At 37.0% G+C, this 23,801-nt stretch carries 22 protein-coding genes; 10 read left to right on the top strand and 12 right to left on the bottom strand.

Features of this window, described 5'->3' with window-relative positions; all coding sequences use genetic code 11:
• Positions 1 to 130 precede the first annotated feature (130 nt).
• Positions 131 to 598 carry a thioredoxin-dependent thiol peroxidase gene (gene bcp / locus QQK09_RS00785; RefSeq protein WP_431312571.1) on the top strand — a complete coding sequence of 156 codons (468 nt, stop codon included), beginning with the start codon at positions 131 to 133 and terminating at the stop codon, positions 596 to 598.
• Positions 599 to 1,047: 449 nt separating this feature from the next.
• Here bcp and QQK09_RS00790 read toward each other — a convergent pair whose 3' ends face one another.
• A complete protein-coding gene (locus tag QQK09_RS00790) occupies positions 1,048 to 2,445 on the bottom strand; it encodes a DEAD/DEAH box helicase (protein WP_284202201.1) in 1,398 nt (465 codons plus the stop codon).
• A complete protein-coding gene (locus QQK09_RS00795; RefSeq protein ID WP_284202202.1) occupies positions 2,439 to 3,008 on the bottom strand; it encodes a hypothetical protein in 570 nt (189 codons plus the stop codon). The genes QQK09_RS00790 and QQK09_RS00795 overlap by 7 nt, the downstream gene beginning before the upstream one ends.
• A 156-nt stretch (positions 3,009 to 3,164) precedes the next feature.
• Here QQK09_RS00795 and QQK09_RS00800 point away from each other — a divergent pair, with 156 nt between their 5' ends.
• Positions 3,165 to 3,425: a helix-turn-helix domain-containing protein gene (locus QQK09_RS00800; RefSeq protein ID WP_431312572.1), complete on the top strand. Its 261-nt coding sequence runs from the start codon at positions 3,165 to 3,167 to the stop codon at positions 3,423 to 3,425.
• A gap of 447 nt (positions 3,426 to 3,872) precedes the next feature.
• On the opposite strand, the gene QQK09_RS00805 is transcribed toward QQK09_RS00800, so the two are convergent.
• Positions 3,873 to 4,175: a hypothetical protein gene (locus QQK09_RS00805; protein WP_284202204.1), complete on the bottom strand. Its 303-nt coding sequence runs from the start codon at positions 4,173 to 4,175 to the stop codon at positions 3,873 to 3,875.
• Positions 4,176 to 4,887: 712 nt separating this feature from the next.
• Between QQK09_RS00805 and QQK09_RS00810 the strand changes: the two genes are divergently transcribed.
• Positions 4,888 to 5,166 carry an addiction module antidote protein gene (locus QQK09_RS00810; protein ID WP_284202205.1) on the top strand — a complete coding sequence of 93 codons (279 nt, stop codon included), beginning with the start codon at positions 4,888 to 4,890 and terminating at the stop codon, positions 5,164 to 5,166.
• A 350-nt stretch (positions 5,167 to 5,516) separates the two neighbouring features.
• Positions 5,517 to 6,269 (top strand): DNA/RNA non-specific endonuclease, encoded by a 753-nt coding sequence (locus QQK09_RS00815; RefSeq protein ID WP_284202206.1) that lies wholly within the window; start codon positions 5,517 to 5,519, stop codon positions 6,267 to 6,269.
• A gap of 142 nt (positions 6,270 to 6,411) precedes the next feature.
• On the opposite strand, the gene QQK09_RS00820 is transcribed toward QQK09_RS00815, so the two are convergent.
• From QQK09_RS00820 to QQK09_RS00830, 3 genes are all read right to left on the bottom strand, one after another.
• Positions 6,412 to 7,383, bottom strand: a complete 972-nt coding sequence (locus QQK09_RS00820) for a hypothetical protein (protein WP_284202207.1) — start codon at positions 7,381 to 7,383, stop codon at positions 6,412 to 6,414.
• Positions 7,384 to 7,708: 325 nt separating this feature from the next.
• Positions 7,709 to 8,647: a hypothetical protein gene (locus tag QQK09_RS00825; RefSeq protein WP_284202208.1), complete on the bottom strand. Its 939-nt coding sequence runs from the start codon at positions 8,645 to 8,647 to the stop codon at positions 7,709 to 7,711.
• 264 nt (positions 8,648 to 8,911) lie between these two features.
• The gene (locus tag QQK09_RS00830; RefSeq protein ID WP_284202209.1) at positions 8,912 to 9,262 is read right to left on the bottom strand and encodes a helix-turn-helix domain-containing protein; all 351 of its coding nucleotides are present in this window, start codon (positions 9,260 to 9,262) and stop codon (positions 8,912 to 8,914) included.
• A 509-nt stretch (positions 9,263 to 9,771) separates the two neighbouring features.
• Between QQK09_RS00830 and QQK09_RS00835 the strand changes: the two genes are divergently transcribed.
• Positions 9,772 to 10,647 (top strand): hypothetical protein, encoded by an 876-nt coding sequence (locus tag QQK09_RS00835; RefSeq protein WP_284202210.1) that lies wholly within the window; start codon positions 9,772 to 9,774, stop codon positions 10,645 to 10,647.
• Positions 10,648 to 11,052: 405 nt separating this feature from the next.
• Complete coding sequence (locus tag QQK09_RS00840; protein ID WP_284202211.1) at positions 11,053 to 11,256, top strand: antitoxin Xre/MbcA/ParS toxin-binding domain-containing protein; 204 nt, start codon at positions 11,053 to 11,055, stop codon at positions 11,254 to 11,256.
• 84 nt (positions 11,257 to 11,340) lie between these two features.
• Here QQK09_RS00840 and QQK09_RS00845 read toward each other — a convergent pair whose 3' ends face one another.
• From QQK09_RS00845 to QQK09_RS00870, 6 genes are all read right to left on the bottom strand, one after another.
• Positions 11,341 to 11,742, bottom strand: a complete 402-nt coding sequence (locus QQK09_RS00845) for a hypothetical protein (RefSeq protein WP_284202212.1) — start codon at positions 11,740 to 11,742, stop codon at positions 11,341 to 11,343.
• 91 nt (positions 11,743 to 11,833) lie between these two features.
• The gene (locus tag QQK09_RS00850; protein WP_284202213.1) at positions 11,834 to 12,736 is read right to left on the bottom strand and encodes a hypothetical protein; all 903 of its coding nucleotides are present in this window, start codon (positions 12,734 to 12,736) and stop codon (positions 11,834 to 11,836) included.
• Between the two features lie 105 nt (positions 12,737 to 12,841).
• Entirely contained in the window at positions 12,842 to 13,720 is an 879-nt protein-coding gene (locus tag QQK09_RS00855; RefSeq protein ID WP_284202214.1) for a GIY-YIG nuclease family protein, read from the bottom strand.
• A 65-nt stretch (positions 13,721 to 13,785) separates the two neighbouring features.
• Complete coding sequence (locus QQK09_RS00860; protein ID WP_284202215.1) at positions 13,786 to 17,322, bottom strand: DEAD/DEAH box helicase family protein; 3,537 nt, start codon at positions 17,320 to 17,322, stop codon at positions 13,786 to 13,788.
• A gap of 29 nt (positions 17,323 to 17,351) precedes the next feature.
• Positions 17,352 to 18,536, bottom strand: a complete 1,185-nt coding sequence (locus tag QQK09_RS00865; protein ID WP_284202842.1) for a restriction endonuclease subunit S — start codon at positions 18,534 to 18,536, stop codon at positions 17,352 to 17,354.
• A complete protein-coding gene (locus QQK09_RS00870; RefSeq protein ID WP_284202216.1) occupies positions 18,536 to 20,017 on the bottom strand; it encodes a type I restriction-modification system subunit M in 1,482 nt (493 codons plus the stop codon). Before QQK09_RS00870 ends, QQK09_RS00865 begins: the two co-directional genes overlap by 1 nt.
• 300 nt (positions 20,018 to 20,317) lie before the next feature.
• Between QQK09_RS00870 and QQK09_RS00875 the strand changes: the two genes are divergently transcribed.
• The 4 genes from QQK09_RS00875 to QQK09_RS00890 are packed head-to-tail and all read left to right on the top strand — an operon-like array spanning position 20,318 to position 23,700.
• The gene (locus QQK09_RS00875; RefSeq protein WP_284202217.1) at positions 20,318 to 21,193 is read left to right on the top strand and encodes an SMODS domain-containing nucleotidyltransferase; all 876 of its coding nucleotides are present in this window, start codon (positions 20,318 to 20,320) and stop codon (positions 21,191 to 21,193) included.
• Positions 21,171 to 21,743, top strand: coding sequence for an SLATT domain-containing protein (locus QQK09_RS00880; RefSeq protein ID WP_284202218.1), 573 nt, complete (start codon positions 21,171 to 21,173; stop codon positions 21,741 to 21,743). The genes QQK09_RS00875 and QQK09_RS00880 overlap by 23 nt, the downstream gene beginning before the upstream one ends.
• Before the next feature lie 55 nt (positions 21,744 to 21,798).
• The gene (locus tag QQK09_RS00885) at positions 21,799 to 23,088 is read left to right on the top strand and encodes an SMODS domain-containing nucleotidyltransferase (RefSeq protein ID WP_284202219.1); all 1,290 of its coding nucleotides are present in this window, start codon (positions 21,799 to 21,801) and stop codon (positions 23,086 to 23,088) included.
• A gap of 6 nt (positions 23,089 to 23,094) precedes the next feature.
• On the top strand, positions 23,095 to 23,700 hold the full coding sequence (locus tag QQK09_RS00890) for an SLATT domain-containing protein (RefSeq protein WP_284202220.1): 606 nt from the start codon (positions 23,095 to 23,097) through the stop codon (positions 23,698 to 23,700).
• Positions 23,701 to 23,801: the final 101 nt, after the last annotated feature.

Genomic DNA, 23,801 nt, shown 5'->3' on the forward strand with positions numbered 1-23,801 from the left:
TAACTAGTAGACAAGACTGTTAGACATAGGTAAAAATGCCCCCCTGACAATAGAAAAATGTACTAAAGAGGACGTTGTTAATCACACTACCCCATACATAACTTAAAATCAGAAAGTAAGGATAAAAATAATGGCAATAGAAGCAGGTAAAATCGCTCCAAGTTTCACACTAAATGACCAAGATAATAACCCCGTTACGCTCTCAGAGCTAAAAGGAAAGAAAGTCTTACTTTACTTCTACCCAAGAGCTTCAACACCTGGTTGTACTACGCAGGCTCAAGGGTTACGTGATACAAAGGCAGAGTTGGATGCACATAATGTGGTTGTTTTGGGTATCAGTCCTGATACACCTAAAAAGCTAACTAATTTTATCAACAAGCAAGATCTTAACTTCACTTTACTAGCAGATGAAGAGCACGCGGTATGTGAACAGTACGGTGTTTGGCAGCTCAAGAAGTTCATGGGCCGTGAAAATATGGGCGTAGTTAGAACAAGCTTCTTAATCAATGAGACTGGTGAGCTTGAGCATGTATTTAACAAGTTCAAAACCAAAGATCATCACCAAGTAGTATTAGATTACTTAAATTCTAGTAGCTAGTGACATCTTATACACGAGCAGACTATTTTTTATTTAAGATAAAGAAGTAAACCAGTCATCTCGATGACTCAAAGAGTATTACTTTTTATCAGCAATACTCTTTTCAATTTCACCATAATACTGCGTATCATTAATGGGAATTAGTTAGTTTATGGTTGTTAGAATAATTACACTGTAACTAAATAAAAGCGCATATGTTAATAACAAGCGAAATTTTAAAGACGGTTGGCGATGTTCCGCTTCGCTACACTATTTTTGTCCGATTAAGTGGGCGTGAGATGAGAGTGGATAAATTATCAGTTATTTAACATAAAGAAATTATTACTTGGGCTTAAAATAAATTCTCTTTTTGTAGCTAAGTAATATTGTCTAATAGACTTTAGGTTCCTGAGGCTTAGAGCGAAAGGACTTAGCCCTTTTAGGAATATTGAGAAACGTTTAATAATCAGCTATAAGGAAGTAAAAGTCTCTATTAACTTTTCCCTAAATCCTCCAAAGCCTTTTAGGTAAGCTGGTTCTAGTATATTTTTGTTTTGAGACTGCAGACTATTTAATTTATCAGGTACAGAAAGCTCTCCGAGTAACCTAATAACTTGTTTGGATTTAACTTCAATTAAAGTAGAAGTTACTTTTTTGATTTCCCCTCCTCTAGAAAATTCGTTAGCAACAGCATTACTCCTCACTAATACGAATAAATCAGGTAGTTCTTGGTCAATTCTATTCGCGAAAATACTTAATTTTTCTTCGGCCAAGGTAAATAACCAAGCTTCTTGATTCAGTGAATCATTAACCCTCAAAATACGGCCTAAAACCTGTCTGAAATAAAGCTCTGTTTTTACTCTACTCAAGTGACAACAGACTTGTAACCTAGGGATATCAGTCCCTTCTGATACCATACCAACACTCACAATCCATTGGGTATGGCTAAAACGAAAATGATTGATCTTATCGGAAGCATGCGCCTCTTTGTAAGTCACAATCGTAGCAGATTGCTGAAAGTTTTCAGTAAGCATTGTTATTATCTGTTCTGCATGTTCAACAGAGGCAGCGACGATTAACCCTGCGGCCTCTGAATTATCCTGTCTTAACTCTGCTAATTTATTTACTCCTTGGGCAACAATATAATTAATTACCACCTCATTTTTAATTAGATCTTGATATGAGATCGATGGATCTTTTAGCAACTGCTGTAAAGAGTTGTAAATTTTAGTTTCTTGTTTATTGACTGTTACAGAGATCTCTTCATTATCAATCAATACAATCTTTGGGTTGCGGCATACACCATCATTTACAGCCTGTTGCAGAGAGTAGGTGTAGTCACATTGGATTTTCTTATCAGGATCGCTATATGTTGCTAATGCGATAGGAAGCAGGTCAGAACGCCACGGAGTACCAGTTAGAGCTAATGTGTAAGAAGCTTGCTCTTGAATGTTCTTAACAATATCTTGTCCCCATACATTAGCATCATCAATGGATGAACCTGCGCAATGATGAATTTCATCAAAGACAACTAACACTCGATTATTTTTGAGTAGCTTCCAGTAATCATCGTTGAAAAAACGCATGTTTTGATAGGTATAAGAACAGCCAATTGAGCCAATCACACCATCAAAGTTACAATTCAAACGCCTAGAGAAAGCTCTTTTAATCCCTGATGCAACTTCCGTCGATGGGGAAAAACATAAGACAAAATCTATTTGATTCGTTTCAAATAAATAGGCTGCAACCTCAGCAGCTAGAACAGTTTTACCCGCCCCAGGTGTAGCTAAGCATAAAAAGTGTCTATGTGATTCTGAATAATGTTCTTTAACTATGGACAAGCACTCTTTTTGCCAAATTCTTAACATGTTTGATGCCCTGTTACAGTGTAACCAAGCAAGTTTTGTAAAGCGTGAATTTTACCTAAGAGCTTTATCGACTTATCTTTCGCTTGGGATTGGTGCTGTTGTAATTTATCTTTTAAATCGGGGAAGCGAGCTGATAGGCGCTTGTATTCTTTAGCTTCTTCTAAGGTTGTATTTAAATCCATTTCATAAGCCATCAGCTCTTTATGGAGCTCTGTCCTATATCTAGCAGTTTCAGGAACTTTTACTGCTTCTTTTTTGTGTGTTACTTTTGGGGCCTTAGACCCACGTTTAATTGGAACAACACTTGACGCTAAGAGCTTATCAGTCTTTGAGTATATAACTTGCTTAGATCCACTATCAAAACAGTCTGTGCGCTTGATAAGGCCTTTTTCAATATTTCGACTTAATTGACGGTAAATGAACTTCCTAGTTTCAACTTCATCAGTAAATTCTGCATGTTCTCTTAATAAAGCATCCCTAGCTTCCGCTACTGTGAAATCATTCATCTGCTTGATTACTAAAAGAGAATGCAGAAATACATTCATATCCACTTTGTTACTCATTGCTATACCTCGAAAATAACCATAAACTTAGGATTCCTAAGTATACATGTCGATATAAAAACTAGACAATCATTTTTATGTGAGAGTTATTGAGATGAAATACCAGTGCAGGTTAAATCCTTTTTTACAGAGCGTCTTAAAGAGGCTCGAAATAGAATGAAAATAAGCCAGAAAGATCTAGGCATTAAAATTGGGATAGATCCAAGTTCCGCAAGTGGTCGCATGAACCATTATGAAACTGGTCGCCACATGCCTGATATAGAAATTTTAAAGAAGATGGCAAAAGAACTAGGCGTTCCAGTTAACTACTTTTTTTGTGAATCAGAGCAGAGTGCGACGTTAGCATGTTTGATTGACAAGCTTGATGACAAAGCAAAATGCAAACTCATTAAGTTATTAGAAGAAAATAATAATTAATTTATTCTCGGCATTATATTAATACAAGGGGATGTTTCAACCTCTTTAATAGCAGTGATTTTTGGTATTTATATTCCCATATTAATAATTTCCGTCAGCAATCTGGATAATTACATGAGTTTAGCCACTCAATTACATAGGAAATACCAGTCATTATCACCTAAGGTTGCCACCAAATAACATTAACTGTGACCACTGAATTACATTCAGTTTGCCGCTAATAAATTAAGTCCACTTAGTGTTAGAATTGGTGCAACTAAAGCCATCAGTTCCGATAAAGCAGACATTACTGGTAAGTCGCTTTCGCCCCCATAGCGAGCTACAGAGGCAAGTAGCTTTCGCCCGCAAAAAGCGAGCGAGAAAGATGGAGAGAACAAGTTTTTATTTTAAATTAGAATATTAACCAGACAGACTTCAGTAAGCTCATACTAGCCGGTAACGGGCAATTTATATGGCAGAGCGTTTGGGGTCTAGTCCGAATTTTTCATCTGGTAAATCTTTTTCTTCATCAAACATTAATGTTGCTCTGCGCTTGTCTCTCAGTGCATATATAGCTGTTTTAAAACATTCCTCACACAAATCTAGATGATAAACATTTCCGTCTTCTTGTGAGCCATAGCCAAAAGTTGCACTTAACTCACCGGATTCTTCGTGTTTTTCGCCATTCAACTCAATCATGACGCTCTCTTCACAAACATCACAAATCTTATCTACTACAGTTTCAACAAGTTTTTCTGCATAAACTTTCATTAATATTTCCCATGAAAAAATAATTACAATAAGTCATTATTCACTAGGATGATGAGTTGTCAATGAAACTTAGTTGTATGGCTGCTGTGGTGGCTTTTGCGACTGTCAGAAAGGATTTCCCTATCTCGCAAAGTGCCCCATTGCGTCTCAGAAAGCCAATTCGCTAAAGCCCTCTTAGAGATAGAAGACCCGCTCACTTACATAAAAATTATGAGTGACTTGAATATTAATAAATTTGCTTTAAAATAATTGGTCTGAGCTTCGGGTATCTCTACCTATTTATCAATTTGCTTTAGACATTTCGGCCGAAATATCTAGCATTGACATAGATTTATGGTTTGAAAAAACTAGGTAGCCCACCGGGGACACAACAAAGCCGCTGATATCAGCGGCTTTGTTGTTTTATAGCTAGAAAGAATCACGCAAACTAACTACTTTCACCTGATCAAAACTAGTCTCAACAGTTAAAAGAACATTAGCCCCTTTGCGCCTCAGAAACTTATAAAATTGCGACCATAATCCCCCCATGACCATTAGGTTTAACGGAAAAAATCTGTTTCAAACAAATGATTGGATACAAACCATTTCTAATGCTCTCCCCTAAATTACGATTAAAGGTACTTCACACCCTGTATCCTATAGGCTACAATTGACAAAATGAAGTATTCTATTGAAAAAGCGCATAAGTTACTAAAAGAATTGGAAGTTTAAAATGCCAAATAAAACAAGCCCATTTAATCCTTTTGAATACATGGAGACGCAAGATGAAATTAATACTTTCTTGCGCGAATGTTTGGAAAATGACGATCCAAATGTTTTTGTTTCAGCTTTGGGCCATTTAGTTAAAGCTCATGGAGTTACAGATGTAGCAGAAGTGACAGGGCTAAGTCGTGAAAGTTTGTATAAAACTTTCAACGGGAAAACTCAGCCGAAATGGGACACCATATTTAAAGTAAGTCATGCGATAGGGATTCAATTAGCAGTAGCATAATTTATCATCTTTCTGTGCAGGGAGTTATATGGAGAAACGCACATAATTTACCTTCGTTTTTTGTCGCCCCTCCCAAATATAATTTCTGTTAAAATAATTGGTAGCCCATGAATTCATGGAATTTATAAAGCCATATTAATAAGAATGTAGAGATTTCTATCTCGCAATGTGCCCCAAAGTGAGTTAGGAACGTATAGTTTTGTGGCCAGGTTTACTTGACCACTAAATAGTACAATCGAGTATTTGGGTGTTGAAATTGAAGGTGCATTAAGTATTTCAGAAGCTACTGAGACCTAAGTTTAATAAACATTATTATTTAGTAGCTATAATTATTTTTTACAGGCTAAAGGATGAAAAAATTGATTAACGCACTCAAAAAAATTGCCATTGTAGTAACTTTGTTCTCTACATCTGCATTTTCCGATATTTTATCTGTTCATTGCCCTTTAGCTTGCCCCGAAAGCCCACCAAAAAATGATTTAATCTTTGCTCATATATACGCTTTATCTAATAACCCAATAACCAAATTCGCAGACTGGGTCGCTTATGAAGTTAATCCAATCAACTTCGGGCCATCTACAGGGCGAATATGGAAGACAGATCCACTTCTTAGCGATAATGAAACACTAGAGGCCAATGATTATAAAGGGGCTAATAGCAGTGTTCTAGAAGCGGATAGAGGCCATCAAGCCCCATTAGCATCTTTTGCAGGTTCTCAATATTGGTATGAAGTAAACTATTTGAGCAACATCACTCCACAAGATAAAGATTTGAATCAGGGTGCATGGAAGAATCTTGAAGATGCGATCCGTGATTCGTCTTCCTATAAAAAACCACTATACGTAATTACCGGGCCATTATTCACTAAAAAAATGCCTGACTTACCCAAAGCAGATGAATCACACGTAATACCGTCGGGCTACTTCAAGATAGTTTATGATCAGTCAGGAGCCACTGCATTTGTAATGCAACAAAACAGTAACCGTAAAGATAATTATTGTTTGAAGAAGTTACCAGTGTCTTCGATCCAAGCACTAGTTAACTTTCAATTACCCAATTTACAACCGAGTAAAGAAGTTTCTAACAGGCTCGGTTGCAACTAATTATAGCTTTTTACCCACTAGAAACGTAACTAGCTAAAAGGCTAAGACGCAATAGCCCTCTTTACGTATGACAATTGAGGCGTAAACGCCCCCTTAGTGCCTTAGTGGCCAATATAACTTAGCCACAACAGTTATATGTTCTTTATCCTACATGGACGTATAACCCTGTATTTGGTTTTGCATTTCGTTCAATCCTTAGTCCGAAAGCCGAATACATTTCAGCAATAGCGCTTGTAGCTGAATTGAAGTCATTGTAATGATCGAGGCCATGTTCCTCAAATTTTGCTTTGATAGAATCAATTGCCTCACCTAAATCTGATAATGGAGATGCTAATTTGGATGATGATTGTAAATGTTGGAGTTTTGGAAAATGAGCTTCCATATCGATATCAAGTGCTTGAATGTAGCCTTGAGCATAACCATACATATTTGCAATCAGCTTTATTCTTTCTGTAACTTTATAGTGCATTTCAGCTAATGGTAAAAGCTTGATTTGGTACCTATAGACTAAATCTTCAATTTCTATTGGAACTTCACTTAAAACAGTTTCTAAAGTATTAAGTACATCATGTATACAATCATCTGTTGCTGTGGATGAAGACATATAATTGGCTAAGTATTCAGACCATGCTCTTTTTCCTGTCATCAACAATGCATCGTCGTAATCATCTATTATCTTAGAGTTATCGAGAGAGTTTTCATTATGTTCATGGACATGGATAAGCTCATGATGAATTCTATGTATGATAGGAGCTATATTGTCGAATGATATAGCACCATCAGTAGTTATAATTTCAGAGAAAAAACTAATACTAAGAACCAATGCATATTCGGATAACCTACCATTATCCGCAGGTTTTGATAATAGCTGTGCGATTGCAATCGCTTGTTTGCTGTCTGTAAATGTAGGTAAGGATTGATGGTTAAACTCTTCCGCTATTTGAGCTAGAGCAGAAGGAAAGTCAAAAGATACGACAACCTTTTTAAGTTTGACAATATTTAGTTGGTGTTCGGTCTCTAATGCTTTTATTACTTCAAGAGCTAGATTACCTATTTTTTGGGCGTCGTCTTCATTATTAAAGCCTTGTAAAGATATGTTTAAATCATTTTCCATAGCCAACCCTTTTAGTAAATAAATCTATTATAAAAAATCTTATTTGAGTATACCCTTGTGACAAACAGAAACTCCATTTCAAAGCATGCTTTTAGGGTGGGGTTATCGTTTTAACAAGTTATTTTCATTGGGTAGAGTCTATTGCCGTTTGTAACAAAGACATCCATTCCGGTAATGAGATAAGCCACTCTCTTGAATCTGTTGTGGTTAAGTTATTTTGGCCATAATCTAGAGTCAAAGTAGTCATTTGTCTAAGTCGCTTTGTTCCCCTTAGAGGCAAAACGCGACCCCATTGCCATTTTATTAGAGCCAATTACATTATGAATTATTCTTCGTTTTTAACTTCTGATAATTGTATTAATGGTAAATCTAACAGAACGGAGGCTTTAGTTAACTGGACGCTCTGTAAAACTTCATCCTTTCCCTCTGAGGAGGTGTTCGGATACATATATATGAATCCAGTCAACAACGTTCCAAGAAATCCAATGAATATTCCTAGACACGCAACTAACCACATTTTTTTATTATTTTTAGTGGCATCTATAGCTGCTTCCAATGCGTTTTTTTGAATAACTGCAACTAATTTATCTGATTTTTTATTTGCTTCGTCTAATTTTCTATTTGTCTCATTAATTGGATTTTGAAAGACGAGAGGGGGTGAATCAATGATTGGTTTAGAATATAAAAAAGAATCCAAAGTATTCGGCTTCATCATTTCATCTAACTGAGCTATAGCAGGATTTGGCTTCGTCATTTCATCTAAGTGAGCAAACGATTTCGAAATTTCATCTAGATGAGCTAAAGCAGGGTTCGACTTCGTCATTTCATCTAAGTGCGCAAACGATTTCGAAATTTCATCTAGATGAGCTAGAGCAGGATTCGGCTTCGTCATTTCATTTAAGTGAGCAAACGATTTCGAAATTTCATATAGGTGAGCTAAAGCAGGGTTCGACTTCGTCATTTCATCTAAGTGCGCAAACGATTTCGAAATTTCATCTAGATGAGCTAAAGCAGGATTCGGCTTCGTCATTTCATTTAAGTGAGCAAACGATTTCGAAATTTCATCTAGGTGAGCTAAAGCAGGGTTTGGCTTCATTGATTGTTCTAGCACAGCATCAAAAGCACTTGGCTTCATTAATTTATCTAAGGGTGACTCAAAAGTTTTTAGTTTTAAGTCTCTATTTTGCGTAGATTTTAGACTTTTTAAATTGGAATTATTTATACTTTTATCCGAACTAAATTTTAAATCGATTAAATCAGTCACAAATACCGCCTATTACATTAACTTGAGGTTTGATTGTAAATTAATGACATCGTGCTCACAAATGCAAGGCATTAATGTTGTGAATTTTAAAAAGCCCAAAAGAGAGCCGAGAGTTCTTAGGGTCTGATCTTGCCTTTTGTCATTACGCTCACTATTGAGAGAAGATGAACACAAATGGGACACCTAAAGAGATAAATAGAGCAAAAGTTCTAAGTCGCTATGTGCCCCTTTGCGAGCTAAAAGCTTTACAAATGAGTGACCATCTTACTTAGAACACTTTTTTTGTTGCTCCATACGAAATCTAATTGCTTCAATTGGATCAGGCGTAGCAATTGGATAGTTTTCTTCTTCAAATGCATGAATCAATGCCACTAAAATATCTAACTCGTCAGCCTCTGGTGAGTTAGGTAGAGCTTCCCAAAGTACTTCAACACGAGCTAAAGCTCGTTCATTATCTTCCACTGTTTTTATTGATTTTGTAACTCTCTTTTTCTCACTACCATATTCTTTTCCAACTGGCTGCATTTTATCCCATTCCTTATCTTCTTTACTCATAGGAATACTTTCATCGCATTTATTAAGCAAATTTTGTAATGTAAGTTTAGATTTAGTCATTAGAAGCCTCGTAGTTTTTAGATCTATAATAGGATAGATAATAAGGCATAAAATTGAATCAATCATCAGGTAATGTTCAATTTTTTATAAGGCGGTTTGTGCCTCTTAGCGTGCCAAAACATTAATTTAATCCATTCTATATTCGTGTTCATGAAATCGACAAAATGTCGTTTCTACGAACAAATATATGATGCCATATCGAACTACATACTCTGAAAGTAATGATGATTCCCCAACCAGTGCTTATTTAATTGCACTGAGTCACTATTACTCTTCATCAGTTCACTTCACAAAATAGTCACTATTTTCATGTGCTAGATAGACATCGCTGAATTTCTAAGGCAGAATTTAACTAGGGATTCATGCTCCCTGTTAGCCGCCCTTGGTAAAGATCGCCTCAGATCAGCTTGTTATTAGTAATACAGTTTTACCCACACCCTTTTATTCACACAATTTTATTCAGGTGTGTGCCGGCGGCTACATGTAATAACCTGATTAGGATTTGTAGAATGTCTAACAAAAAAAATCAGTACGACCACCTTCTTTTCCCATCAAACCGCACTGTAAAAGCGTGCCGTGCAGATGCTAAATCTATTACCACTAAAGAATTTAAGCGCTTTCAAGCACTCGATTTAATTGCATCTGAAAATGGCTTAGATACCGGCTGGGAGAATGCAATTAAAGAGCTAAAATCACAGTCTGAACATCCAACGGAATTTGATCGAATCATATCGCTGACGGGGGGGATAACTTCCACAAATATCGCAAGCAGGAAAAAAGGAGACTTTGATGATGAATTGGTTTCTTATATCGAGTCTTTGCCTGAGATAAGCTTGCCAGATATTATGCTAACTGCTTTAGGAAATGCTATAAACGAGCCGATAAAATACGTCTATGGCATCAGAAATGAGCAAGGTTATTTGTATAGAACGATTGTCATTACCGATTTTGCACAAAACATTGCTTTCTCTGCAAAGATGAACGAATTAAATTTGCAGGCTCTTTTGCCAACACATCACCGTATCGATGAAAAAAATTGTATTAGAGTCTATGCACCAGTTACAAAAATAAAAATACTTAATCAAAATGCTACCAAGCCAATTACTACAATTTCATCCATTCTATTGACAGAAATTGTCCTTTGGATTGAAACACTTGAATGTGATCCTCCTCTTGATAATAACGAAAATTTTTCGGAACTACGAAGAAACCGACCTGACTGGAACTATAAGATGTATGCTATCTATTGGAAGTTTTCTGATGAATTAACTGGAAGGCCTTTAGAAGAAACCCCTTCATTGAGTGTTGAAAATATCATTCGTGGTGTGACTACTTATGCGCTTAAGCAATATGATTCATATTATAAATACTTGTACCAGGCTTAAATAAAAGCCATACGCAAGGATTTATCTTTTTTTTCATTGTATGGTTGTATATCTACTGTTGTGACTAAGTGAATTTGGCCACTAATTTAGAGTGAACCAACAACATTTTCTATCTCGCAATGTGCCCCATTAGCGAGATAGGAAACGACTTATTTAATGTCTGAAAAAAGCTCTGAGCTGCCATCAACAATAGTGATATCAATGACTGTTTTTGGCTTATTGTAGCTTCCGAAGTGGCAAAGTTGTATGTAATTAAATGGCGGCGCAGACTGCAATTAGGTGGCTGACCTACGTGTTATTTTCCAAGCAATCAGCAGGAAGTCATACAGTTATTAACCTAGGTTTATTGTTTGAGACACACTCATGGTTTTTCTTAATATATTTTCAAACAGAGGAAGCGAGTAAATGGATAAAAATGATAGGTTACATAAAATTCAGCTAGCAAGTTTAGAATTCTTTGAAGGAAATAATGAATCTGCTCAGGAGTGGATGAAACAACCTGTTAAAGGACTTGGTAATAAACGGCCTATTGATATGGTTTGTACTGATGCAGATACGAAAACCGTATTAGACTTGATTGGTTGCTTAGATCATGGTGTTTTTAGCTAATCGAAGAATTTCCTTAATGATCGATAAACTAACTGATGCACCAAATAGTAAACTACAATAGCGACCTAAATAGTTACACTGTAACTATTTTATCACCTCAAACTCCTCCAAATCCACACTTTCGATCAACTGGTTAATAATCTCTATTTTTGTTTTCCCTGACAATTTCACAATCCTATCAAGACGAGTTTTATTGCTTCTCGTTATTTCAACTTGTAACCTTTCAGAGCCATTGCGTTTTATATAAACCCGCAATGTGGTTACTAACTTCTTTAGGCCTACACCTGAAAGATAGGTACTGACAAAATGCTCTATTTCATTTTCACTGGTGATTAAACTCTCGCTGAGCATTTGGTTATAGGCTCGCTCAGCAACATCAGCATTTAAAAACGATTTAGCACCATCATTTGCTATTTTATCCATCTGATTATCTAACCACTTCAATTGCACTTGATGTTCTGTTTTTAATAACTCTGTTTTTTTCATAGTTTCACCCGCCAAATAGTTACAGTGTAACTATAGCCGTAAAACCAAATAAGTCATTGCAGACTTAAAAACATTGGTTAAGCGTAATAAATTACACTTTAGTGACCATATCAAACCACATTTTACCTTGAGCATCTTGAATGCAAAAGTCATCAAAAACTGTTTTTATTGGGAAGGAAATCAATGTATTTGTGATGTCTAATTCACTAGAAGCACTAAAGTAAATTGCGTAATCAGAAGATGTTGCATAAGCCTTTAACTTATTAAATTTTTTAATGCCTATTTTACTCTTTTTACCCGTAAGAGTTACTTGCACATAGATTCCATTGCCTGAACCAGAGCGACCAACAATATCAACATCCTTCAAAGTTCTTCCGACCGGCATCAAAGTATGGGTTAACTTAGGAAGACCTCTTGCAGAGGCTTTATCTGTGCGTAAGTACTCCATACACATAACTTCTTGTTGATCGGGTGTTAAGCTTTTAACTTCTCTAGGTATTGGTAATTTATCAACCCGAGTTTGAACTTGAATCCCTGCTTTTGGCCAATGGCAGATCGTGCCTTGTCTTGGCTGTGTACTTTTCAATACAATGCTCTCTGTTGCAGTTAGAACCTGAACATTAGTGAGTTTGATACCTTTTAATTTAGCATCACGCCCTTCACGGTGAGATTTCTTTCCCCACTTACCGTTTATAACTTCAATAGTAGAGCCCTTAGGAACAAACCCAACCTTAGCACCAGACTTGTTTTTGTATACAGCACAAACATAACCGCCTTCAGTGCAAATTTGAGTTAATTTCTTTAAGGCTGTTTTACCTGTGCCCGAATAATCATTTAAATTAGTACTTTCATTATCATCGGCTTCTAGCTTTCCATGTACATTACTTGGGTAATGAACTCCGATATAATTATCATCCCAAAGCATATTCAGTGTTGTTGAATCGATATCTAGTTTGGAACTGTGCCTTACAAAAAAAGTTTTAAACCCAGACATTTGGACTCCATTATTTATAACCTACTACGTAAGGTTGCGGGCACTACTCTTCGATAACCTAACACTCCAAAAAGGAGGGATACTCGAAAAGTAAAAGATCGTAATTTAGAGGTGAAGAGATTCTTTTTGCTTCAAGCTAATGCCGTCTTTATCAAGCCAATACTCAGGCCCACTACAAGGGTACCCTAGTAATACAGCAGCTGCTTGTGATGGACTTGCAAATAAAACATCTTCTTGCAGTATTAATTTTTTACCCACAAGAACAAGCTTTCCTTTATCAATTAAATTATTTCTCACCTTGGTATAGCCCTTAGATAGGCTGGAATTCGCAGTCTCAGATCCTTCAGAGCCAGCCAAAACAACGACACCTTCATCTGTTTGTTGTGCTTTAGCTTGGTATTTTTTAGCTTTTAAATTGTAAATATCAACAGAATTAGCTATGTCTTCAACAGCTACAGTAGTAGTTATTTTTTTATTAACTAATGGCTCAAGAAAACGATAGCCCAGTGCACCAATGAGTAATCTAATATTTCCAATAAACTCTTCCATTGAATCTCTGTCACCTCGAGGTAACACCGCTTGTGGAGGTTGATTGCCATTGATTAGCTCAAATCGTTTGGCTTGATTCGTTAAAGTCACCAATCTTGATTCAAGGTATTTAACATGAGCCTTAGTGATATTCTCATCTTTGTTAGTAAAGCAGACAACTTCATTCCAAAAATCTTTTCCAGAAAGGTGCTGCTGGATGCGATTTGATACATGTTCAGCCTCACCAATATAGACCGCATCGTTACCAGTTTCGGCATCCACACCAAACAAGAAGTACACGCCTGGCTTTTGGCTTTCATCCCATTCAGACAGATCTTTAACACGGTTTCTAGGTACCGCTAATGCTTGCCCAGTCCAGCCCATTATTTCAGCATGACGAATACCTGTTACCGTACCATCCGCTAAGTAAATTTTTATCTGACGTCCTTTTACCATAGTGTCCTCATCTTTAATATTTTACCGCTGTAAATACTCGTCTATTTCTCAGGCAATACAGAAAACTAAAAACCACTCACAACCGCATTATCATTCACGCCATCAATCAACCTAATCACATTCATCGCTTGTGCATCATCATCAAATACGCCAAATAATCCTTGGTCATGGATATTGGTAAATGGCGGCTCAAAGAGCATTTTCTTCTCGATAGTCCCGTTTTTAGTCAAATAGCTAATGATATTATTGATGAATGTCATCTGGTTGGCTTTCAAATTACCCGCTTGAATAAAATCAGCAAATACGCTTTGCACAGCACTTACTTCTAAACCAACAATGCTCCGTATAAACTCACCAAGAGGCTTTTCACCGTAGGTATCTACGTAATCCTGCTTAGTACCTATCCTACGACCATCAAACAGTATCTTCTCTAACTCATTTAGCTCTGTCTCAGTAATCGATTTATTGGTTTTTAGTTTTCGAATAACTAGGTGGTCGTTATGCTCACGCACATAAGATTCAACGCGATCTTTATAACTTTTAAGCGCAGTATAAGCAGGAATTAAATCGTGTTGAGTAGTTCCATCTACATTCAAGTCATCAACAAATGTCGTGATAACCTGCGCCTGGCTTTCTCTGTTTAAATATTTAAGCAGATCACGCACTGATACCCTGACGTTATCTAACGCATTTACATTTATTACTTTCCAGAAGTCAGTTGTTTGAAGCTCATTAAGCAACTCAACTTGCAGGCCAATGGCAGGAATATTTTGGTTTTTAAGTAAGTCGCGTGCAATACCACTTATTTTATTGATGTAACCATCAGTGCTATGCGCTGCAGTTAATAATGCTAATTGAAAATTAAGTATCAAAATATCAAAGCGTCTTGCAAACTCATCATCATCTTTTACAGGTAAAATCAGCTCAGAAATATTGGTATTAATATCTAACATGTCGTTTTTACTGAGGCTTTCCCAGCGTTTTTTGTTACTAAACTCAGTGACTGCGCGAAGTTTAGCTTTAACAACAAATCGCTTCGTATCTAGCGAGGCAACAACCAAATTAAGCTCTGTAATATAAGCTTCAGCAAGCTCTCTTTGCTTATCCGTACTATCAGCACATTCTCTAATAATCAGAGCGACTTCTAATTTAGCCTCAAATATTTGCTGTGTTAGGCTTCTCGCTACGTTACCTGTTGCACCATCTGGGTTTGCATCAAAGAATTCAAAATTTTCACAATAATCAAATATCACAAACTCTTTTTTATCATTGCTTGAGCCATCTTCATTCAACCCAAACAAACCTTCACACAAACGCGTACCACGGCCAATCATTTGCCAAAACTTAGTTGATGACTTAACTGGTTTAAAGAAGATTAAATTAACCACCCTTGGCGCATCTACACCAGTATCCATCATATCGACAGACACTGCTATTTGCGGGTCATTCTCTTCATACTCATCAACAAACACATCAAGTAAATCTTGGGCTTTGCTTTCGTAATTATCGATAACACGTAAAAACTTACCCGCATATTCTGGGTAGTTCTTGTTAAATCGCTCTTCAATAAAGATGGCATGAGGATGACTTTTAGCGAAGATAATCGTTTTACCCACTTTATCGCCACCTTCAACTTTAATACCGTTAGTCATTAGGTGATCAAGTACTTGGTCTACGGTATGCGTATTAAAGAGCCAAGTATTAATGGCTGAGCTTGATATTTCATCAGGTGCTTCCTCTTGCGTCGGGTCACCAAACTTTTCTTCATACTGCTTTTGTTCTTCACTGCTTAGGTCGTTATAACGTATCCCCTCGCGTACAAACTTAAGTGGGACAGATATTGCCTTAGGTGGAACCAAAAACCCCTGTGCAACGGCTTTATCGAGCTCGTAGGCAAAGGTAGGGTTATCATCTTCGATACCAAATAAGCCGTAAGTATCATGTCCGACTTCGCTTTTCGGGGTCGCTGTTAAACCAATCAGCATTGCATCGAAGTAACTAAAAATAGCTTTATATTTTTGATAAACACTACGATGCGCTTCATCAATAATAATGAGGTCAAAGTGCCCCACGCCATAAAAACGCTCATCACTGTTACCCAAACCATCAATGCGGTTCATAATCGTAGGGTAAGTAGAAAAGACAATACGTGTGCCGTCATCCTCTTTCTCTTTGGTTAAATCGATGGCAGAAAGATGCGGTAGATACTCATTAAAGTTATTCTTAGCTTGTGTCACTAATGCATTACGATCGGCTAGAAATAGAATGCGTTTAGCCCAATTACACTTGGTCATCATGTCAGAAATCGCAGCTGAAACACGCGTCTTACCACTACCTGTTGCCATTACTAGCAAGCTTTGTCTTGAGCCACTACGGAGCGTCTCAATACGTTCACCATTAGCATCCTGCTGAATAACAGTTTTAACGCTGTTTTCAGCTACACGTGCAATCGCTTCAAGTTGATAAGGACGGCCTTTACCCGCTATCGCTTGGTTTACTTTGAATTGGCGTAAATCTTGGCGGCCATCAGCGGGGTCTCTACGAGCGATTAAACGAGTAAGTTCATCTTTAGTGAAGAAGCCTTGCACCTCTCGTTCAGGGCTAAACTGGTCGTCCCATAGATAGGTTTCAAAACCGTTGGTATAAAAAATGATAGGACGCTGGCCTTTCATTTTTTCTAAACAATCCGCGTAAAGCTCAGCTTGATGTTTACCTTTTTTCGGGTTTGCCATGGTCTTTTTAGCTTCAACAACCGCTAAAGGTAAACCATCATCTCCCCACAACACATAATCAACATAGCCATTACCCTTTGGATTAGTACTGAGAGGCATGCCAACCACATGAAATTCTAACTCATAACCTTCTCTTAAGTTTGTCCAGCCAGCCTCTTTCAGTGATAAGTCGATATAGCGCAAACGAGTTTCAGCTTCACTCACCAATAGGGGAATAGAGGTATCCACATCGACTGTTTTTTCACGCTCAACTTTACGTTTAGCAAGCTCTGCTTGTTGTTGCTTTAATTGCTCTCTTAATTGTTCATTTTCTTGAGCTTGGTCAGTAATGGTCTTTTCTGCGTCACGGTTAGCTTTGTTCTTTACCTCAATATCAGCCAATAAAGTCGCTAGCTCTGCTTGTTGTTGGGCTTTGCTTGTTTTTTGTTGCGCTGACTCAGGCCGAGGAATTAATGCCTCATCGAACACTTGTGTTTCAGGTGTGGTTTTTCCGTAATAAATCGCTAAAAAGCGTAGAAATCGGAAGAGGTATTTTAGTGAGGTAAGCGCATCATCGTGACTAAGGCGATTACCCGATGAGCTTGCATGTGCGGCTGCATTGCCCATTTTTCGAATTAAATTCAGTTCAGCAAACATAGTGCGATTAAACAAAGCTCTAAATTCATCACCGTGCATAAGCGTGTTTAAATCCGCGCGCCAAGGCCGCTCTAAGGTACGTTCATTTTCGTATAGCCAGTTCACTGCATTTTCTAATACGCTACGAGATAACACCGCCGAAGCTTTTGATGAGATAAAAACTAACTGCTCTGCTTCAATTACATCGATATATAGTTCAGGAAAATCCGCTTTTATAAACGTAAAATTACTCATCTGCTATCCCACTTATTATTTTTATACGTTTAAGAGACTGTTAATTCGCCTTTAAATGCTCGGTGCAATAAACTATTAAATAAATCATTTGATTTAATAAGAGACTCCTCTGCAAGTAGCTTCTGCTCTTTAATCTTTTTAACATTATTCATATATTGATTCTGTAAACTCACAGGAGGATTGAGTAATTTTAATGATTTGATATCTGTGAAATTTAAACCAGCTTTAACTCCACCTTTATCTAATTTCATAAACTGCCTTTTCCCTCCTTCAGAAGCAATAAATTCACTTACATAATCAGGGTTGTACCCTTTTTTAAGCCTGATGAGAGCTAAATGTTGATTAATATATGCCTTGGGAAATTCTTTAGGTATCACAGCAGTTCTTCCCAAATCGGCAGTAATCGATAAAAGTATATCGCCAGTTTGAACAGCCGTCCTTTTTGATTCTGCACTATCTGGAGCGTCAACATAAGTAATATCGTCTAAAAGCAGTTCATTCTTACCAACATTCTGAATTCGAATGAAAACATCACCACAATCAGAATAATATTTTGCCCAGCCACGCGAGCCACTTGTTAAAAAATCAACCATATCTTCTAAGCAAAGAGCTTCCCAGCCCATAGGATTTGATACGGGGTCACCAAACATACCTAAAAACAATGACTGACTTAAACGTTCGTAATGACCAATAAGTAGCTGGTCTTTTTGTCTTAAGCTATCGGCTGCATCTAAAATCTCAGCAATTTGTTTTTGTTCTTCTACCGATGGTAATGGTATTTCCACATTTTTAACTAAATCAATATTTAGGTTTTTAACTACTGCACCAGCCGCTAATTTAGAAAAAATTCGATGTAAAAACGGACTACCTAAAAGGTGATAAAAGTAATCTTGGTTTACAACTTTAGAGTCACTTGAAAGTACTAACCATCCATCATGAATGCACCCCGTAGTTTTCATAATATACGGGCGCCCGAAACTCATTGAGTTCGTTAATAGAAAATCACCTTCTTTGACTAAGCGAGACTTCTTAAGCCCTTCTTTACGTATTTTTAATTTAGTAGTAGTTATATACTTTTCACTATTTGAAGCATCTTTAATTGAAATCCAATTTAAGCCATCTTCTTCTTCCGTAATATAATCAGCTATCGGCCTTGGAGAACCACCTCTCGCAATTTCAAAAATATCTTCTAATTTAACTAAAGGCCAGTTCATCACCTTAATAACTCCTTGAGTAAGCTTAAAGCTTGGCGACGTTCTGCATCCAGCTTTTCTATATCTGCAATAATTACACTAGGTGAATCATATTCAACTTCTTCATAGATGATCTCTTTATAACGATTAATGCTCAAATCCCAGTCGTTCTTTTTTATCTCATCAAAAGGCACAAGAAAACTCTTGTCGGTACGGCTTCGGTTTTGCTCTGAATCTAACTGGCTATAGCGAGACACAATATCAGGAATATCACTGCCTTTAATTTCACTGCGCTTATCATCTAAGCTGAAACCATCCGCTTGCATATCGTAAAACCAAACATTATCGGTGCCACCACTGTTAGTTTTAGTGAAGATGAGTATCGCCGTACTAACACCTGCATAGGGTTTAAATACACCACTTGGCATAGAGATAACTGCATCAAGCTTATTGCCTTCAACAATGGTTTCTCTTAATTGCTTATGCGCTTTAGATGAGCCAAACAACACGCCATCAGGAATAATCACTGCACAACGCCCACCGATTTTCATCATACGAAGCATTAATGATAAAAACAGTAATTCTGTCTTTTTGGTTTTCACCGTTTTTAACAATGAGCTCTCAACACCGTCATAATCTAAAGAGCCTTTAAACGGTGGGTTGGCAAGAATAAGGTCAAATTGGTCACGCACCTCTTTGTTTGATTCACTCAGCGCATCGCGGCCAATCAATTGCGGGTTATCAATCCCATGTAACTGTAAGTTCATCGCACCAATACGCAACATGGTGCTATCGAACTCTATACCCGTAAACATGTCGCTGTTGTAGTGGTCTCTAAATGCTTTTTCATGGAACCAATCTTCATGCTTTTCATGCACGTACTCACCAGCAGCAACAAGAAACCCAGCACTACCACAAGAAGGATCACAAATAGTATCCTCTTTCTTAGGTTGCATCATTTCAACCATCATCTTGATGATATGACGTGGCGTTCTAAATTGTCCGTTAGTACCAGCAGTCGCTATTTTAGATAATAGATACTCGTATAAATCGCCTTTGGTATCACGATCATCCATTTTAATTTCATCGATCATATCGATGACTTGAGATAACAATTTAGGCGTTTGAATCATGAAAGTGGCACCTTTCATGTATTTTGAAAACACACCCGCACTATCACCCAACTGTTTCATGTGTTCAAAGACAGTCAGGTTGTCCGCCTCAACTTGAGGCATAGTGAATAGGTTATAGATAACTTCAGGATCTTTATCTTTAAAATGATTCCAACGAAACTTTTTATGCGCCTCTTTATACAGCGGACTCTCTACCGCAATGCCCATCATGTTGGCTTTTTTCTCAGCTAACAACTGGCTTTCATCAATACGACGCAAAAAGAGTAAAAAGGTAAACTGCTCAATCACAGTCAGTGGATTACTGATCCCACCCGTCCAAAATGAATTCCATATTTTATCAACTTGGCTCTTAAGCTCACCTGTTATCATAATTTCTCTAATTTGTTATCTGTATGAAAAATAGAATTATTTAGTAATCCTGAATAACCCTATTGTGGCATTTTTTGTATTAAAAAAGGATGATTTTGTGCACTGATTGATAAGTAAATATGCTGTAATCGCAGAATTAACTTTACTAACAAAGACACTTTAATTTAGACATTATGCATATGTAAGCCTGTCAACAGCGTAAAAATAAAATCAACAATTTCATCTGGCTAACTTGAGATATTTCAAAATACCCCCATATAAAATACTAGTATATTTTAAAGCAATGGGTGATGGATGAGCGTGTCTAATAAATTTTCGACTTTTTGTAGCAACCTCCGTATGAGTGATGCTGTCACTACGAATATATCAAATAGGACAAAGCAAATAGTTAAACGTATAAACAGTGATTTTTGGGGCATAACTTCTGATAATCGATATAGCTTGTTTGTGGGTTCTTACGGCAGGGGAACAGATATACACGTAAGTGATATTGACCTTATAGTTCAACTTCCTTACGAGCAATACGCTAAATACAATAGTTATACGACTAATGGACAATCAGCTTTATTACAAGCAGTAAGGGCTTCTATCGCAAAAACCTACTCAACCACCCATATTAGTGGTGATGGACAGATAGTTAAACTTAACTTTAAAGACGGTATTAGTTTTGAGATAGTTCCAGCGTTTATCAACAAGGATGCCCCCTCTTTTACATACCCAGATACTAATGAAGGCGGTCGCTGGAAAGTTACTGATCCGCGTTCAGAAATAGCACAGATTAATGAGTCGAATAACAACTGGAATAAAAACTTAAAAAGACTTTGCCGCATGGCACGTGCATGGAAAGATAAATGGAATGTGCCGATGGGAGGGTTATTAATAGACACGTTAGCACATAATTTTCTTAGCCAATGGGCACACAAAAATGAATCATTTATATATTATGACTGGATGTCTCGTGATTTTTTTCATTACCTTAAAAATCAAAATACAGAAAAGAAATACTGGTTAGCGCTTGGCAGTAACCAACAAGTCTACCGCAAAGGAACTTTCGAACACAAGGCGCTGCGTTGTTACAATATCGCCTGTGAAGCGATAGGCTATGAAACAAATAACTACTCTTACACAGCAAACGAAAAATGGAGAGAAATTTATGGTACAAAATTCCCAGCCTAATATGGCATTACTTGATCAAGTACGTGAGTGTTACGGCAGAGTTGTATGGACACATAAAACACATCAAAAGTGCGCTGATATAATTGACGACAAAAACAACCGCATCAAGTTTTGGCAAATTGTTTTATCTGCCATCACCACAACAGGTATTTTCGCAGCAGTATTCGGGAAAATCCCTGAAGTTGGTTATGTCTCAGCCTTGGTATCATTGATACTAACAATCATTAATGCATATGTTAAAAAGTATGATCTTGGCGGGCTGTCACAGAAGCACTCGGATGCAGCAAGTTCTCTTTGGAATATACGAGAGTCGTACTTCTCATTGATAACTGATTTGCATTCAAGCTCTCTCACAGATGATGAAGTAAGGAAAAAGCGAGATGCTTTGCAAGCAAACTTGCACAAACTCTATAAAGGTTCACCAAGTACAAATGTTGGAAAAGCTTATGAAAAGGCTTCAAAGGCTCTTAAGGAAGGTGAAGAGCTGACTTTTAGTGATGAAGAAATCGATAAGTTTTTACCTAAAACTTTACGTAAAACGGAAAAATAGCAGTAGGCGCCAAAAAGAGAGCCTAGGAAAGTTATAAAACAATAAGGTAGGTAATATGACAACGTCAGAAATGTTTCAAGAACTCCTTGATAACTTATCCATTAAGAACTCTGAAACTATTAGTAATCGCTATGGACAAATCACTTCTTGCTTGAATAATAAATTCCGAGATACAGAGTCTGAAACAGCAAATAGTCTACAAGTTGGGTCCTATGGGCGTTGGTCTGGGATCAAAGGGATCTCTGACCTTGATATGCTCTATATAATGCCATCAGGCAAAGAGGAGACTTATAAGGATAACCAAAGCAAATTACTGACTGATACAAAAGACGCTATTAAGGATAAATATCCAAAAACCACAGTCAAAGTTGATCGCCTTGTCGTACAAGTAATCTATAAGAACTTTATGGTTGAAGTTCAGCCCGTTTTTGAAAATGATAATGGAAGTTTTGAATACCCTGACACCTACAATGGCGGTAGTTGGAAAACGACTAAACCTAGAGAAGAAATAGAGGCAATGAAGGAGTTTGTCGATCAAAAAAACAAAAACCTACGGAAGCTTTGTAAGATGGCTAGAGCGTGGAAGAACAAACATGGTGTTGGCATGGGAGGATTACTAATTGACACTATGGCTTACAAGTTTTTGAAAAATAATAATGAATATGATGACAAAAGTTACGCCTCTTATGACTCAATGTGTCGAGACTTTTTCAAGTATCTATCTAATGAGCCCGACCAAGAGTACTATTTAGCACTCGGCAGTAACCAACAGGTCAAAGTAAAAAACAAGTTTCAGAAAAAAGCCAAAAAGGCATATAACCTTGCCATAAAAGCTATACAGTCAGGCACTTCTAACTCCGCTAATAAAGCATGGAAAAAAATCTTTGGTAGACCTTTTCCTAAAGCCGCAGTTGCAATTGAAGAAGTTAAAAAATCTGCCTATACCTTTAAAGATACAGAACAATTCATTGAAGATTCAGAGTTATACACCATCGACATTCGCGCTTGGTTAAAATTGGAGTGTAGTGTTTCTCAGGACGGTTTCAGAGATAACTTTTTAACAAGAATGCTATTAAATAAAATGCCATTGTCACCCGCAAAATCGATGAACTTTTTTATTGATAAGCATACTATAAAAGGTGAGTTCACAGTTCTATGGAAAGTCCTAAATAGAGGGGCAGAATCAGAAAGGCGAGATTGTATTCGAGGGCAAATAACTCCCGATAGTGGTCATAAAAATAAGAGCGAGAAAACTAGATTTAAAGGTGAGCATGTTGTGGAATGCTATGCTATCCAGAACAATGTTGTTATCGCTAAAGACAGAATAAGAGTTCCAATTCAGTGAGGTTATATGACTAAAAATGATCTACTTAAAGCCATAGCAGAAACTGGGTATAACGTCGGCTTTGGAGCTAAAAAACATTTTTCAACCTATGACATTGTTGAAAAGGTGCCGGGATGGATTAGTTTCCTCTCAATGGCATTTGGTATATATGCGTTAGTTTTCGATGGTTTATCGACAAAGCTATTATCAGCAACATTTATAGTATTGGGTGTAATCGGCCTGTACGTTTCATTTTATAATAATGAAAAATCAGCCTATGAAGAAAGAGCTGTAAAATTAACCCAGATATTCAATCAGCTGAAAGCTCTTTACCTCAAAGTAAAAAATGAGCAGAGCCAAGAAATTTCATCATACATAGATGAGCATCAACGCTTGGAATCGGAATATTATTCCCATTGCATAACGAAGCAAATTCTTTTTAGTGATTGGTATGCCCACTACAAGTTTTTTTGGCAACATCAAATAGAATGGATTAATGAGCAAAAGAATTTTACTTTTTGGAGAGATAAAGTGCCTTTGTCTTTTTCCATTACGATAGTGCTTAGTGTGATAATGTTAATAGCGTTTAAGTTTGAAGTGGTTACTTTACTATGTACACCGGTGAGTAATTAACTTTCACCTTAGGTTCTGCTATAAAGAAAAAATATGATTTTTATGCGGAATTAAGGCAAAGTTTTCAAAAAAGTATGATTAATGTTATAATAATAAAAATT

The sequence above is a fragment of the Psychromonas marina genome, from assembly GCF_030161115.1.
Taxonomy (GTDB): Bacteria; Pseudomonadota; Gammaproteobacteria; order Enterobacterales; family Psychromonadaceae; genus Psychromonas; species Psychromonas marina.